General features: G+C 44.4%; 11 protein-coding genes. 9 read left to right on the forward strand and 2 right to left on the reverse strand.

Annotated features, from left to right (window positions below; genetic code table 11):
• Positions 1-3,681 (reverse strand): exodeoxyribonuclease V subunit gamma, encoded by a 3,681-nt coding sequence (locus AC5EUN_RS14850; protein WP_493352408.1) that lies wholly within the window; start codon positions 3,679-3,681, stop codon positions 1-3.
• A gap of 178 nt (positions 3,682-3,859) precedes the next feature.
• Here AC5EUN_RS14850 and AC5EUN_RS14855 point away from each other — a divergent pair, with 178 nt between their 5' ends.
• Complete coding sequence (locus AC5EUN_RS14855) at positions 3,860-4,402, forward strand: hypothetical protein (protein ID WP_004692676.1); 543 nt, start codon at positions 3,860-3,862, stop codon at positions 4,400-4,402.
• Between the two features lie 53 nt (positions 4,403-4,455).
• Here AC5EUN_RS14855 and pap read toward each other — a convergent pair whose 3' ends face one another.
• Entirely contained in the window at positions 4,456-5,883 is a 1,428-nt protein-coding gene (pap, locus tag AC5EUN_RS14860) for a polyphosphate:AMP phosphotransferase (RefSeq protein WP_078425732.1), read from the reverse strand.
• 195 nt (positions 5,884-6,078) lie between these two features.
• On the opposite strand from pap, the gene AC5EUN_RS14865 reads away from it, so the two are divergent.
• From AC5EUN_RS14865 to AC5EUN_RS14900, 8 genes are all read left to right on the forward strand, one after another.
• Complete coding sequence (locus tag AC5EUN_RS14865) at positions 6,079-6,783, forward strand: DUF8198 family protein (protein ID WP_159152958.1); 705 nt, start codon at positions 6,079-6,081, stop codon at positions 6,781-6,783.
• A gap of 167 nt (positions 6,784-6,950) precedes the next feature.
• Positions 6,951-7,895, forward strand: coding sequence for a bifunctional demethylmenaquinone methyltransferase/2-methoxy-6-polyprenyl-1,4-benzoquinol methylase UbiE (gene ubiE, locus AC5EUN_RS14870; RefSeq protein ID WP_159152957.1), 945 nt, complete (start codon positions 6,951-6,953; stop codon positions 7,893-7,895).
• A gap of 23 nt (positions 7,896-7,918) precedes the next feature.
• Complete coding sequence (locus AC5EUN_RS14875) at positions 7,919-8,590, forward strand: ubiquinone biosynthesis accessory factor UbiJ (protein ID WP_159152956.1); 672 nt, start codon at positions 7,919-7,921, stop codon at positions 8,588-8,590.
• A gap of 12 nt (positions 8,591-8,602) precedes the next feature.
• Positions 8,603-10,222 (forward strand): ABC1 kinase family protein, encoded by a 1,620-nt coding sequence (locus AC5EUN_RS14880; RefSeq protein WP_004692684.1) that lies wholly within the window; start codon positions 8,603-8,605, stop codon positions 10,220-10,222.
• A 161-nt stretch (positions 10,223-10,383) separates the two neighbouring features.
• The gene (locus tag AC5EUN_RS14885) at positions 10,384-11,460 is read left to right on the forward strand and encodes a patatin-like phospholipase family protein (protein WP_178895924.1); all 1,077 of its coding nucleotides are present in this window, start codon (positions 10,384-10,386) and stop codon (positions 11,458-11,460) included.
• A gap of 259 nt (positions 11,461-11,719) precedes the next feature.
• Positions 11,720-13,006: an FAD-dependent oxidoreductase gene (locus tag AC5EUN_RS14890; protein WP_493352409.1), complete on the forward strand. Its 1,287-nt coding sequence runs from the start codon at positions 11,720-11,722 to the stop codon at positions 13,004-13,006.
• 189 nt (positions 13,007-13,195) lie between these two features.
• Positions 13,196-13,978: a bifunctional phosphoribosyl-AMP cyclohydrolase/phosphoribosyl-ATP diphosphatase HisIE gene (gene hisIE / locus AC5EUN_RS14895; RefSeq protein WP_279689893.1), complete on the forward strand. Its 783-nt coding sequence runs from the start codon at positions 13,196-13,198 to the stop codon at positions 13,976-13,978.
• Between the two features lie 11 nt (positions 13,979-13,989).
• The gene (locus tag AC5EUN_RS14900) at positions 13,990-15,492 is read left to right on the forward strand and encodes an AAA family ATPase (RefSeq protein ID WP_078388536.1); all 1,503 of its coding nucleotides are present in this window, start codon (positions 13,990-13,992) and stop codon (positions 15,490-15,492) included.
• Positions 15,493-15,514: the final 22 nt, after the last annotated feature.

The following is a 15,514-nucleotide window of genomic DNA, read 5'->3' on the forward strand; positions in this document are numbered from 1 at the left end:
TTAGTCCTCAAGGCTTTGCTGATGCAAAAATATCGGATGATATAGTTCATAAGAAAACTGCTCGCAGGCATGGGCAAGTAATGCTTTGGCATCCTGCTCTTGTAGAATAAACTGCCAGTCGCGGTGTGCTTTATTGGCTTCATTTTCAGTCATTGAAAAACCACTAAAGCGACCATCTTCTTCCCACACTTTATAAATGGCGTCCATGTCCGCAATCACCATCTGTTCCTGATCATTCAGTTGCCATTCATGCGTTTTATCTTTCTCTGCAATTTTCAGTAACAAGGCCGCAGGTAAAACCAAAGGCTGAGTTTGTGCATACTCCCATGCTTTCAACCAAGGTTTAAGCCATTCACGCGCCTGATTTGAACTCACACCAGTGCATAAAATGGTTCGGTCACTAAACACCACGATGCGTTGATACTGCTGTCCGCCCTCACCCAAATTGACATAAGCCAGCCACAGTAAATACTCTAACCAAACTTTGGCACGGCGCTTTGCTCTGGCACTGGATGCTTCTACACTGACCCATTTTTCAGCACTGTATTTAGCTAGGGTGATATTGATCTGTAAATGTTCATTCACTTTCCAGACTTGTTGGGTCGTGGCTGTAGCCTCGGGTGCATAGCGTTGTAAACGTGCCAGCAAGCGCTGCTGCTCAAGCACGCTCATTTGCCAGACCCCATCTTGCACTTTACCAATCGGCAGTTGATCCATCAGAAGATTGGCATCTGCCGCTGCCTCATGTTGTTGTAAAAAATGACGAATGGCATAACGTCCTAAACCATCGAGCAGTAACGGTTCTTGCGTTGCAGGAACCTCTTCTGGTTTTAAGTTTTCCACGCCTAAAGTCTTGAGATACAGCCTTGCAGGGAAAGTGATGTCCTGAATCCACTGCTGACTATCAAGAACTTGAATATCTTGCTCTAATTTTGGATAAGGCGTATTGACCCAACTGCTCCGTTGTCCCGATGCATGTTGCAATTGTTTCGCGACTTGAAACCATTGGTCTTGAAAACGGATACTGTGCTCAGACTCAAAACCACGCGGATCAAAAGGCAATAAAGGATGGACATGATACAGCGATGCCAACTGTGCAGGGACAGTCACACCATGCTGATCAACCGTTGCATTGGCACTCTTGGTCTGTGTGTCAGGCTGCACAATAAAGGCCATATGCTGAATCAGTTCTTGCAATACCGTAGACGGATCACGGACTTCACCATCGTTGATATCAAAGCCATTATAAAATAACCATAAGTTCTCTTGTGCCAACAACAACGCATCTAGAAAAGCCCCTTGATCATCTTCCAAACGGGAACGATCCCCCAGTTGTGGTTTCAGTAAATCCATTAGGTCAAAAGGCAAATGCGCACTACGGTTGGGAAACTTGCCACTGTCCAAGCCCAACATCACGATCAACTTATACGGCACAGGTCGAATCTGACCAATTTGACTAAACGTGATCTGCCCCGTGGGTTCTGCATAGTCCAGTTGCGCTTCTAAGGTCTTTTGGATTTCTTCTAATACATAAGGCAAAGGTAAACTTAAACTGCGCAGTGCATGATGGTCGTGTTCGTCATAGAAACTCGCCAAGGTCAGCATACGTTCTTGTTTTTTGACCATCTTATACACTGCGGCCAAAGACTCGACACCCGCAGCTTCAAACTCGCGAATATCTTCCATCAAACGATTCAGCCAAGTTTCCGCAGTTGTCCGTTGTCCAGTTTCATGCGCGATCATCCACTCGGAACGGTGTTTGAAATCCTGATAAATTTTAATTAAAACACCAATCAGCTCAAAATCACTCGACTGTACTTGGGCATAGCTCAAGGTCTCATGAAACAGCACATGCTCTGGTACAGCGACGCCTAAAGCCAAACGATCTAAGGCAAACTTCAGACTATAACGATAGTCTTCATCCCCTTCGGCCAAACTGCGTTTTAAATGTTCAGCATCCAATCCACGCTTAAAGCCCGCGTTGATCAACAGCTCCGTCATCCGCTCAATCATATTCATGTCTAAGCTGTAACGTTGCTGCGTTGCATTTAAACTGAGCCAATCGGCAAAGTCCTCAATACTGAAACGCCCCCGTACCAAGACCATCCGTCCCAGCACAGCACGCCATGCATTTAAGGCATCGAGCTGAGTCACGCCAGCTAGCTTAATCGGCAAATAAATACTGTCTTTACTCAGTTGATGGCCCTTTTGCAAAGCCTCACGCTCATGGGGAGGAGGTGCAAAAACACTGCGAATAAAAGGCTCTAACTCAGTCAAACTAGGTGTCAACACTAAAATATCACTTGGACGTCGCGGTGCATCAGCCGTGCCCTGAGCCAACCAATGCGTCAGTTGATCTTTGAGGACTTCAAGCTGTCTGAGGCTGGAGTGACAGACATGAATCTGTATCGAATCATCTTGTTCAGCCAAGGCATAATGATGCTGTTCAGGTTCTACCAAATAAAGGACATCAGACTGAATTTTACCAAGTAAAGTTTCTGGATATTCATCGACAAAGATATCGGCCCACACCCCATCCTCACCTGAAGAAAGACTGGAAAGTAAAGAGAAATGATCCCGTGCCTGTTTACCAAATCGGGTCAGTAAAGGATGGCGAGACTCTCGGGTTTCTGCATTAAAATGGAGGGTAAACTCATCAAAAAACTGCTGAATCTCTGCATCATTGGCATTTGGATTTTTTTCAATAAAACGCTGCTTTACCCGTGCGTCATAACGCGCTTTCCAATTGGGATCGACACTGTCCGCCCAATATTCTTGCGATGGGTTATAGTGAAAAATAAAGATCTCGAGGTATTGCCCCAATCGATGTAAAAACTCCAATTGCTTTGGCGGTAAATCTAAGACAGTAAACACCACCAACTGTGCAGGCAATTTTTTCAGTGCAGCATCTCGGGTCTCTGCTTGATCGAGTAAGTCCCAAAATGCAGTATCAATACGCTGAATTTGTTCAAAGTCAGCATGGAACACCACTTGCCAGAGCCAACGCTGCCACGCTTCCAGCTCATGCGCTTGATTGAGCTGAAAAGCACTGAGTTCTTGCTGAGTTTTAAAAAACATCTGCTCCAAATCGAGCGGCTGGTTTTTACCCCACGCTTGTAACCAATTGGTCTGGCAACGACAATTTTGCGGTGGACAACCTTTGGTGCAATGTCCACGATAATCCATATAAAAACTAAATAACCGTGAAACCTGCTCCGCGACCCAATACAACATGCTTTGCTTTTTCAGCTGTTTATCGATGCCTTGTTGCAAACGGTCAGCGCTGGCATAGATCCGCTGAATAATCGGATACAACGGATGGGCAACCTCTAAAGGATTCAGCTCGGCTTGTATAAATTCTTTTAAGGCTTGGAAGACGCGCCATTTAATAATCAATCGCGGAATATTCGCTTTACGGACTTCATCTTTTTGGTCGACCAAAACCCACTGATAAGCCGACCATTGAAAACCACGAATACGATGATGAAACTGCGTGTTAGCACTGATGCCCTGCTGCTCAGCCAACTTTTGCGTTAGCCACGCCTCAACCGCAGGTGAAGGTACAATAAAGTGCTGTGCTTGCAGCACTTGAAAGGGATTTTTGGCCGGTTTAAAGACGGTTTTTTGCATGGCTTGCAACAGAACATCAATACGCTGACTTTGTATTACGTGTATCGCCATGTTTCCCCTCAAATGACCGTCTTATGAAAAATCTACAAAAGCACACAGATTATTGACTATACTTCTGGTTCTGTCTATGTCACTTTGATGACATATTTCTATTTAAAATTTGCTTTAAAATACGCACTTTAAGCAAAACTAGAATCAATGTGAATCAGGATATTTTAGGGTTTAGAAGATGAAATTAGAGCATATTCCAGAAAAAATTGATCCCTCTTTAAATTTAGAACAAATCCGCGAAGAGTGTTTGGATTTAGTCAAAAAGCGCGCCTATTTTTCCGCAGGTGCTGCGGTTATTCCAGTCCCCTTCCTCGATGTGGTGATTGATGTGGGCATATTGTCGCAGTTGATTCCCGAAATTAACGCCCGCTTTGGCCTAACCCCTGAGCAAGTCAGTGTCTACGACCCAGAAACCAAGCAAATACATTGGTCAGAACTGCGTAAACGTGGCGTGGAGTTCTCTGGACTGGTGGTGGCACGTACAGCCGTGAAGAAATCCCTCAATAACATGGCAGCCAAATACATCACCAAACAAGTCACTAAATTCATTCCTCTTGGTGGGCAGATGATTGCGGCTAGCTTGGGTTATGTCGTGATGAAAAAAATTGCGGAAACTCATGTGGAAGAATCGTATAAGCTCGCCAAAGGCATTCAACTGAAACAAGCCGCTGAACAAGGTGTTCCTGTTGCAGCGCCAGTGACCCAAATTCCCTTAAGTTAAAGAACTAAATCCGCCTCTATAAAAAACGGTCAAATGACCGTTTTTTATGCTTTTTAATCTGTATCGCGATCCGCTTTGAGCTGTTTTAAAATTGCCCTTAAGACTTCAATTCTGGCCTGTTGTTTATCATTGGTAGAAATAATATACCAAGGCGCATAACCCGTATCGGTATGTGCAAACATATCCGCGGCTGCCTTTAAATAGTCATCCCATTTGTCGCGATTGCGCCAATCTTCTTCGGTAATTTTAAAGCGTTTATGCGGAGTACTTTCGCGGGCTTTAAAACGCGCTGCTTGTTCATCTTTATCAATCGCCAGCCAAAACTTAATCAGCACGGTTTGGCTGTTACTGAGGTTTTTTTCAAAACGATTGATTTCCGCATAAGCGCGTTGCCACTCCACCTCGGTTGCGAAGCCTTCTATCCTCTCTACCAAAACGCGTCCATACCATGTCCGATCAAAAATAGTGATGTCATCCGACTGCAATTTGCTCCAAAAACGCCACAGATAAGGACGGCGTAACTCATATTTTTCAGGTGCGGCAATGGTATGAATTTCATATTCTCGTGGGTCAAGCTTTTTCACAATACGCTTAATCGCCCCCCCTTTACCCGCAGCATCCATACCTTCAAAAGCGATCACCACTTTACGGTCATCACAGCGGATGGCATCGGCCACTTGTTTGGTGAGTTTTTTTAACTCTGCTTTATAGTTTGCATCCTCAGCTTGAGGGGCTTCAAACTGAGTCAGAATATCCGGTATCGGTGCTTGCTGCCATTTTAATGCGGCCTTTTTTTCATGCTCTGGACAGTGACGCAGCGCTGTTAAAATCGCTTGTGCAAAATTGTGATTACGCAAATCTTCATCTTCACCATCAATGATTTGCCAGTCGTCAGTGAAACGCGTACGCAGCTTTTGCAAGGTGTCATATTGTTTTTTATTGCGCCAGTCTAGCCCATGCAACTTATGCCAATGTACTTCGCTCGGGTCCATGTCATCCAAACGCTTTTGCAAAGACTTCCACGACAAATCGAACCAAACTTTTAAGACATCTACGTTGTTGTTTTTTAAGTCCTGTTCAAAAGCCCGCATATTGCTGACGTATTCATCAAACAAAGTGTCGTCCAAAGGCTTTGAAGCATGCATGGCCGTAGCCAACAAGTCCCCATACCAGTTACCAAACCACACCATAATTTGCCCTTCGGCAGGTACAAATCGAGTATAGGGCTGCCAAAAAGGCTGTTTTAGATTAAACAGGTGCGGTGGATCGGCTTTGACATATAAAAAACGTGGATCGACCCATTCGCGCAGCTGTTTCACCGCTTCACCTTTACCCGCAAGTTCAATTCCACTGACCAAAATCACTAAACTTTTTGCATTGCTCTGATCACGGGTATTCATCAATGCATATTGCGCTTCAATTAAGTCCAGTGAAAGCTGTTCTTCGTTCAGCACTGCACTGGCGATCGTTTCTGTATCCATTGCCCCTCCTTTTTTCTATTTAATCAAATCACTAGATCCTAAAAAATGATGATCTAGATGATTTTCACACGCGTCTTTTGACTACTTCTACATCAAACTGACCACAAATAAATAGTTTTTTTGTCACTTTGTCATAGCGAGTTCCGTCATCACGCACTAAGATTTAGCTATCTTTAAATAGAACTGAGACAGCAAATGTCCAAACTCGCCGCCCTCGATGAGCTTTTAGAACAGTATTACCAATTGCATTATCATCAAGATTCGGTGCTCTTCCAACGTTTACAAGATGTGCAATTCTGGCAAAAGCAACGGATGCAACGCACGCATAACCGTGCTTTCTCAGAAAAACAGAACCTCTTGATGGCCGAGTATTTTATCAACCGTTTATATGGTGGCCCAGATTTTGACGCTTTGGCAGGACAAATTGCACGCTTGAGCAAATATGCGCACAAAGCGGAGAAATTAATTCCTGAAAATGCCATTAAAACAGGTACCTCTGGGGTTGAGTTGGCGATTTTGGCGGTGCGACTTGATGAACAAGTGGCGATGCAATTACTGAAAGATCACCATCCCTCCGAAGCCTTAAGCGATGATTTGATGCGCCAAGCCTACTTAAAACTAGAACAAGGCGAAGAACGCTTGAAACAGTTGTATTTACTCGATCAATTGGGTAAGAATCTCGATAAATACATGCGCTCTTTTATGGTCTATACCGCTTTTAAGATGTGTAAAGGGACTGCCAACAAATATAACTTCAATGTCATGTATGAATTTATGCAGGATGGCTTTTTAGCCATGAAACCGCTAAAGTCGGCAGAGAAATTTGTGAAAGACTTTACTGCGGTGGAACGTCAAATTATTGATAAAGTCCATGCAGGGCATTTGTATCCTTTTCAGTAAATTTCAACGAATGACTTGATAAAAATAAGCCAGCAGCAGCTTTGCTCTGCTGTTTTTCTGTATATTATTCAGCACAATTGCATGATGGTTACTGTACAACGTCCTAGAATCTGTCATCATGCATGCACTGCAACATTTACCCTATTGCTATGTTAGGAGTGACTCCCATGTCGAATGAAAATCAAACGCCTACCGCTACTCAAGAGTCGGCACAAAACACAGACAAAGTGAGTCCATTTTTAACTGAACCATTACCCCAAGGCACAGCGCAAGGTCAGCAAAAATCATTACAACAACAGTTGACTGATAGCCCTATAACGGGTTCTGTACCCAAATACAATCTTCCTCGCGGTGCCAACACAGGTAACGTCGGCAGTACCACACACTTTGGTTACCAGACGGTAAGCAGTGATGACAAAGCCCAAAAAGTGGCGGAAGTTTTCCACTCGGTTGCCAGCAAATACGACATTATGAATGACTTGATGTCTTTTGGTATTCACCGTCTATGGAAACGTTTTGCGATCAACATGTCAGGGGTTCGTCGTGGTCAACGCGTATTAGATATTGCTGGTGGGACAGGCGACTTGGCTAAAGTGTTTAGCCGCGAAGTTGGCCCTACAGGTCATGTAGTACTTTCAGACATTAATGAATCGATGTTGAATGTGGGTCGAGATCGTTTAATTGATGCAGGCTGTACCAATGTTGACTTCGTATTAGCTAATGCTGAAACCCTCGAGCCATTTGAAGACAACAGCTTTGACCTACTTACGATCTCGTTTGGTCTACGTAATGTGACCGATAAAGATGCAGCACTTGCAGCGATGTACCGCGTGCTTAAGCCAGGTGGTCGCCTACTGGTATTAGAGTTTTCTAAACCTGTGTTTGAGCCTTTTTCAAAACTGTACGATCTATATTCGTTCACCGCACTGCCGATCATGGGCAAAATTATTGCCAATGACTCAGAAAGCTATAAATATTTAGCCGAGTCCATTCGTATGCACCCAGACCAACGCACGCTAAAAGGCATGATGGAAAATGCAGGCTTCCAAAACTGTGACTATCACAACCTGACAGGCGGTATCGTTGCTGTACACCGTGGTTTTAAACTTTAAAATTAAACGTTTAAGGGCAAATTATGTGGTCGATTCTGGCACTCGGTGCAATTGAACGATTAATTCATCATGTGATTAATTTGGATGCGATCACTCGCATCCAGCTCAATGAACTACAAGGCAAGATGTTACGTGTGGTGATCGCATCCCCGCAACTGTCTGTAGATGTGTTCTTTGACCAAGCCAAAGTGCGCTTAGAACCTACCGTTACAGGGCATAGTGAAACAGCGTCCATTTTCGAACAACGCCCTTTTGACCAAGCTCAATCTCACACCCCAGCAACCGCAACTTTAACGGTGGCCAATGTGGTTGAGCTGCTCAAGCTATTACTGGCGGATGATGTCGGCAATATCCCGCTCCAAGGTGATTATCACCTTCTACAGGATATTCAACGGATTATGCAACACGCTGAGCCTGACTTGGCTGCGCATTTAAGCCCATGGATTGGCCCAAGTTTGGCGCATGAATTGGCTAAAATTCAGCTGGCACCAAAACACATCAAACAGGCCTTACAAAGTCATTTGTTTTTTGCTGAAGATACCTTAAAAGAAGACAGTGGTCTATTTGCCCCACGTTGGCAAATGGATGATCTGCATCAAGACACCCGCATTTTTAATCAAAACTTAGATCGTGCCGAAGCCAAAATTCAACAGCTTCAAGCACAGATTGACACTCAAGACTCAACTCAAAACTAGGTATTTACATATATGATTCCGCACGTTTCACGTTTACTCGAACTTTGGCGCATTGCCGCGCACTATAGACTCGACACGTTGTTTCCTGCGGAAGAATTGCCTGAAAAAGCGCGCCATGCGTTGGGTGTAATTCGTATGCACCCTGCGGCATGGTCCAGTCGTGAACGTAAAAACCCACTGAAGCTCAAACAAGCTTTAGAGGAAATGGGACCACTGGCGATTAAAATGGGACAGTTGCTGTCTACTCGTCGTGACCTAATTCCACCTGAAGTACTACAACAACTGGTTCTACTCCAAGACCGTGTCAAACCCTTTGGTTCTGATGTCGCGAAAATGCGTATTCAAGACTCATTGAAAGCCGATGTAAATACGCTGTTTGCACGCTTCGACGAACAACCCTTGGCAGCAGCCTCAATTGCTCAAGTACATACAGCCGCTTTACATGATGGTCGCGAAGTGGTGGTGAAAGTCACCCGTCCCGCTATTCGTAGTCAAATTTTACAAGACTTTGAAATTTTAGAATGGTTGGGCGATTTTCTTGAAAAACGCCTAGAAGCCGCGCGTGCACTACACTTATCTGAAATTATTCAGGACTATCGTCAGGTCATCTTAAATGAACTGGATTTGACCTTAGAAGCCGACAATACCCGTCGTATGCGCCATTACTTTACAGGCTCAAGCATGATGTATGTGCCTGAAGTCTATATGGATAGCAAAGACGTGATGGTGGCTGAACGCATTACGGGCGTTCCCATTTCAGACATTGAAACCTTTGAAAAGCTGGGGATGGATCGTAAAGATCTGGCGGAAAAAGGCTTAACCATTTTCTTTACCCAAGTCTTCCGTGACAACTTTTTCCATGCCGACATGCATCCGGGCAATGTCTTCGTTGAAACCCTAAACCCAAGCCAACCCCGCTATATTGCACTAGACTGTGCCATTATGGGTGAGTTGTCGAAGCACGACCAAATGACCGTGGCACGTATGCTGCTTGCGGTCATGAACAGCGACTTTATGCAACTGATTCAAATCGTGCATCAAGCTGGTTGGATTCCACCGGGCACAGACCAAGATGCACTAGCACGTGAAATGCGTCGCACGGTCGGGCCAATGGTGTCCAAACCCATGCATGAATTGGACTTCGCGGGCATTTTGATTCAGGTAATGGATATTGCACGACGCTTCCATTTGGAAATTCCACCACAGCTGATGCTGCTGCTTAAAACCCTCGTGCATGTTGAGGGTTTAGGTACAGACCTTTACCCAGAGCTGGACATTTGGAGTTTGGCAAAGCCAATCCTGACCGATTGGATCAAAGCGCAAATGAATCCACAGAAGAACCTAAAAGAGCTGGGACAAAAAATTCCTGACTTACTTTTAGGGGCACAAGACTTCCCGACGCTGTTGGTCGATAGCTTAAATGGTCTCAAAAACCAATCAGCTTGGCATGCTAAACAGCTCAATGAACTACAAAGCATGCGCCTGCAAATGGAACATCAGCAAAAGCGCAGTTGGATTTTTGGCAGTCTCATGGCCATTTTGCTGTCGATTGCGATTATCTCGCCTTGGTTTATTTCAGTGATTTTAATTGTACTCACCAGCTTACTGGCGGTGTGGCGCGTGTTTAAATAGACGCTTTCTGCTGTATTAAAAGCCTGAGTCTCTCAGGCTTTTTTATGTTTAACGTCTATGTAGGAAGTGACTCCTAAGTCATTCTTGGATCACTTTTGCCAATGCACTCATTCACTCGCCAGTTAAAATGACAATACATATTGTCTTTTTGAATGATCACGATGACTCAAATCCTGCAGAAACACCCTCCCGCTTTAAGCATTCGTGCAGGTAAATTAGCACGTCAACTGATTCAAAGCGAAGGCTTACAAGCGGAACAGGTCGATATTGTACCCGGTGCCGCAGGTGGGCCCAAAGGCATCGGGATTCAAGGTTTAGACCAAGCCATTTTTGGTGAATTCTTTGCTCGTGCACCGCAAAGACGGACTTTGATTGGTTCGTCCATTGGCAGCTGGCGCTTTGCCAGCATCTTAGCGCACGGTGCAAAAGCAGGTACCGAACGTTTAGGTGAACTCTATACCAACCTCTATTTTGATAAAAAAATGCAACGCCAAGAAGTCAGTGATATTTGCAGGGGCATGCTGCTCGACTTGGTGCAAGGTAAGGAAGAGGAACTAGTAGATCATCCCGATTACCACCTCACGGTACTTTCGATTAAGGCTCAACACATCTTCCAAAGTGACCAAGTTCTGCCGCTCTTGGCCTCTGTGGCAGGTATCATCGGTACAACCGCTGTTTCGCGAAAGCATAGTCGCCACTTTATGCAACGGGTGATTAGTCAGCCCAGCAATGGTAAACAATTTAAAGTAGAAGATGATTTTCTCACTCATTATCACAGTCTCACCGCTGCAAACGTTCTGCCTTGGTTGATTGCCTCAGCCTCTATTCCAGGCGTGATGGCCGCAATTCGCGATATTCCAGATGCACCACAAGGCAGTTATCGCGATGGGGGTCTGATTGACTATCACATCGATCTGCCTTTTGAGAGTCAAGGCATTGTGCTTTATCCGCACTTTACGGACAGCATTACGCCAGGTTGGTTTGATAAACTGTTTAAACGTCGCGCCAATCCTGAAAATCAAGCCCGTACGCTGCTCCTGTCTCCATCCCAAGACTATTTACGGAGCTTACCTTTAGGACGCCTGCCCGATCGTAAAGATTTCACCCTCAAAGGGCTCGACCAAAAACAGCGCATTCAAATGTGGAACCAATGTATTTCTGAAAGTCAGCGCTTAGGTGATGAATTCTTGGAAATGTTGGAAAAACAGCATTTTGCACAGGCGATACAAGATTTATAAACAAAATTTGCGCATGAATGTAATCTTGTTTAATCTGACCAAATTAAGAAAAATCGAGATTACATTTTTTCTATGCTAACAATAATTTTAAGTGAACAAGAAATGTATGGTCAAATCATTGAATTACAAAATGAATCTTGCGAAAGAAATGTGATTGCAAGCTCGTTAGAGGATTTCATTCAAATCAACATCGACCAATTAAAAAACCTGACGATATTCGTTACGCATTCATTTAAACAATGGTTAAATCATTCGGTCTATGATTTCTAATCACTCCCCCCACTTCGCCATCATCGGTGCAGGAACCGCAGGATTAGCCACTGCGATTTTACTGGCTCGCCAAAATATGCAAGTCAGTATTTTAGAGAAAGCCACAGAACTTGAACCTGTCGGAGCAGGACTGTTACTACAGCCCTCTGGTTTAGCTGTTTTTGAGCATTTAGGCCTTTTAGATGAAGTTTTAAGACTGGGTGCAAAAGTCACTGGGCTCAAAGGTCAGTTACCGAGTGGAAATTTACTGGTCAATAGTCATTATCAACAAGCGCATCCTGATTTTTATGGTGTAGGTATCCATCGAGCAACGTTATGTCATGTTTTAGAAAATAAATGCCGTGAATATCCTGAACTCATTACGTGGTATATGAATACCGACATTCAAAAATTAGAAGAAACATCCAATCAAGTTCGGGTTTTGGGTAGTAAAGATGGTGAATCATTTGATCAAGCATTTGATGCTGTGATCATTGCCAATGGCGCACGCAGCCTTTTAAGACCGAAAGAATGGGTGAAGGTTGATCAAGCTTATCCTTGGGGAGCGAAATGGACAATTGTTCCCGAATGTCTTGAATTAGATACAGAAATTTTACATCAGTTCCATGATCGCTCTAAAATCATGATGGGAATCTTACCGACCGGTACAGTACCACATGAACCCAAGCAAAGGCTATCGAGTGTGTTTTGGAGTCTTCCCAGCCATCAGCTGAATAACTTTCTACACAATTCACAAGCTCACTCAGACTGGTTAAACCAAGTGTCTAAGCGTTGGAAACCTGCTGCGGATTGGTTAGAACAAGTCATTGCCCAGCCTGAACAAAAATCACAATGGTTGACTGCAAATTATCGTGATGTGGTACTGTCTAAGTTTGGTGAGGGTCGTATCGGTGTCATGGGTGATGCAGCACATGCGATGAGTCCACAACTTGGGCAAGGTGCAAATATGGCCCTTTTAGATGCATGGGCTTTGGGGCAAGCGGTTCAAAGTGCAAGAAAAAATGAAGCCATTGATTATGTTCAACTCTGGCAAACTTACCATCAACACCGTCAAAGTTCGACAGCTTTCTATCAATTTTTAAGTCGTTTACTCACACCACTTTACCAATCTGACCTATGGTGGGCAGGTGGTTTACGTGATTTTAGCTTTGCTTGGATGTATCGAATTCCCTATTTCCGTAAAGAAATGGCGGTGACGATTTCAGGTTTAAAATTAGGCATGTTCAGTCAAATGAACTATCGGGATATTGCAAAACAAAACAATCATTCTGTGTAGAATGCGACGACAATCATCGTCATCCGCTTTGGATGGGTGACTGATAGTTGAATTTCTAAAATACATCAATTAAGCCACTGTGAGATAACTGTAGAAAGTTTCTCCTCTATTCTGTTTAAATCACGTAGACTATAGCGCGCTACGTTAACATCGTAACACTCTCAATATTTATTCGCTTGGTGAAATCTTATGAACAATTTGCAATGGCTCGATGAAGTAAAATTTAACGAACAAGGTTTAGTCCCTGCCATTGCACAGCATCATCAAACGGGACGTGTCTTGATGGTTGCATGGATGAACCGTGAAGCTTTGGCTTTGACGGCTGAGAAAAACCAAGCCGTGTATTTCTCTCGTTCACGCAACAAGTTATGGCACAAAGGCGAAGAATCTGGGCATTTCCAGACCGTACACGAAATTCGTCTCGACTGCGATGCCGATGTAATCGTGCTACAAATTGAACAGCACGGCGGAATTGCTTGTCACACAGGTCGCGAATCATGCTTCTACCGTAAACTCACGCCAAATGGCTGGGAAATTGTGGATGCACAGCTCAAAGACCCGAGCGCGATTTATGGTGAAAAATCAATCAACCCACACACATTGGCGATGAATGCCTCAACGGCGCAGTCTGAGCAAGTTGAAGTTTTGTCCTACCTCGGTCAAATGATGGCTGAGCGTAAAGCAGCGGATCCAGACTCGTCTTATGTCGCGAAGCTGTATCACAAAGGTCTCAACAAAATTTTAGAAAAAGTCGGTGAAGAAGCGGTTGAAACCATTATCGCAGCTAAAGATTTTAAATCTGAAGCCAATGAAGACCATAAAAATGATTTGATCTATGAAGTGGCAGATCTTTGGTTCCATACGATTGTGGTTTTAGGTTATTTCGACTTAGACCCTCAAGTGGTTCTTAATGAATTGGCACGTCGTCAAGGGCTTTCTGGTTTGCTTGAAAAAGCCAACCGCAGCCACTAAGTTTATTGCCTGTGTCGAATATCATCAAACCGAGCGCGACTTATGAGCAAGCCATTGCCATTGATAACGCGCGTCTGGGCAAATCGTTTAAAGTAATTGCTTATGCAGGCACAGGTAAAACCACCACACTGCAAATGATTAGCGATGCCATGCCACAAAGACGTGGCATGTATTTAGCGTTCAACAAAGCCATTGCCAGCGAAGCGCAAACGAAGTTTCATGGCAATGTCGACTGCCGAACCTTCCACTCGCTTGCTTTTCGCAGTGTTCCACGTGGAGTGACGGACAAACTTCGTCTGCCTCGTTTAAGTCCGAGTTTTATTGCCAAAGAATATCGCCTAGAACCGATTACCTTAAGACGGATGATGGGTGGACGTTATGAAAAATATGTATTGATGCCATCACGCTTGGCCAGCCTTGTGGCGAATGCCGTGAGTCACTTCTGCTCAACCAGTTCTCAGTACCCAGCACCGCGACATTTACAAGCACCGAGCTGGTTACATCCCGATGATATCGATTCACTACAAAAGCACCTCTACCCTGCCATTGAACGTCGTTGGTTAGAGTCCATCGATCCCAACCATCAGGCTGGGATTGGTCACGATATTTATTTAAAACTGTGGGCGTTGTCTGAACCCAATATCCCAAGTGACTATGTGTTGTTTGATGAAGCACAAGATGCCGATCCGCTGATGTTGGGCATCTTACTGAAGCAGCGTAATACACAAGTGATCTATGTCGGAGATGCACACCAACAGATTTATGCATGGCGCGGCGCAGTCAATGCTATGCAACAACTGCCTTTGCCTGAGTCACGCCTCACCACCTCATTCCGTTTTGGTGAAGAGATTGCATTGCATGCCAATGCCATTTTAGGCGCCTTGAATGAAACCGTACCGCTCATGGGCAATCCTCTACTCAACTCCAAAGTGGTCAACAAACCTCATACCAAAATGCGCGATGCGATTTTATGTCGCACCAATGCGCGCGCTATGGAACTGTTGCTCTCAGGATTGGTCCATGGCGACAAAGTCAGCTTACAAGCCGACCATGTCAAACTGAACCGCTTTGTCGATGCTGCCGCAATGCTGAAACAAGGCAAGCGCGTCACCGATGTGCCTGAACTGGCCTGGTTTAATTCTTGGCATGATGTACATGAATATTGCGAAACCAATGACGGCAGTGACATCAAGCCTTTAGTAAAATTGGTGGATGATCATGGCACCGATCCACTCAAAAAAGCCCTCGCGAAGATTACGCCGATTGAACAAGCCGATTATATTATTTCCACTGCACACAAAGCCAAGGGCTTAGAGTGGAATCGCGTTCACATCGAAGATGATTATCAGTTTAAGGTCAACGACAAAGACCATAAAATTAGTGATGAAGAGTTAAGACTGCTTTACGTGGCCTGTACACGTGCTAAAGTAAGTTTAAATATCCATCACATTTACGATCTGATGCAACAGCTGAAAAAACAAATGCCAAGCTCATTACGTAAAGTTGCTGGATAGTCGAATGTAAAAATAGTCACAA

This window comes from Acinetobacter sp. CAU_H_S170_2 (assembly GCF_058890445.1).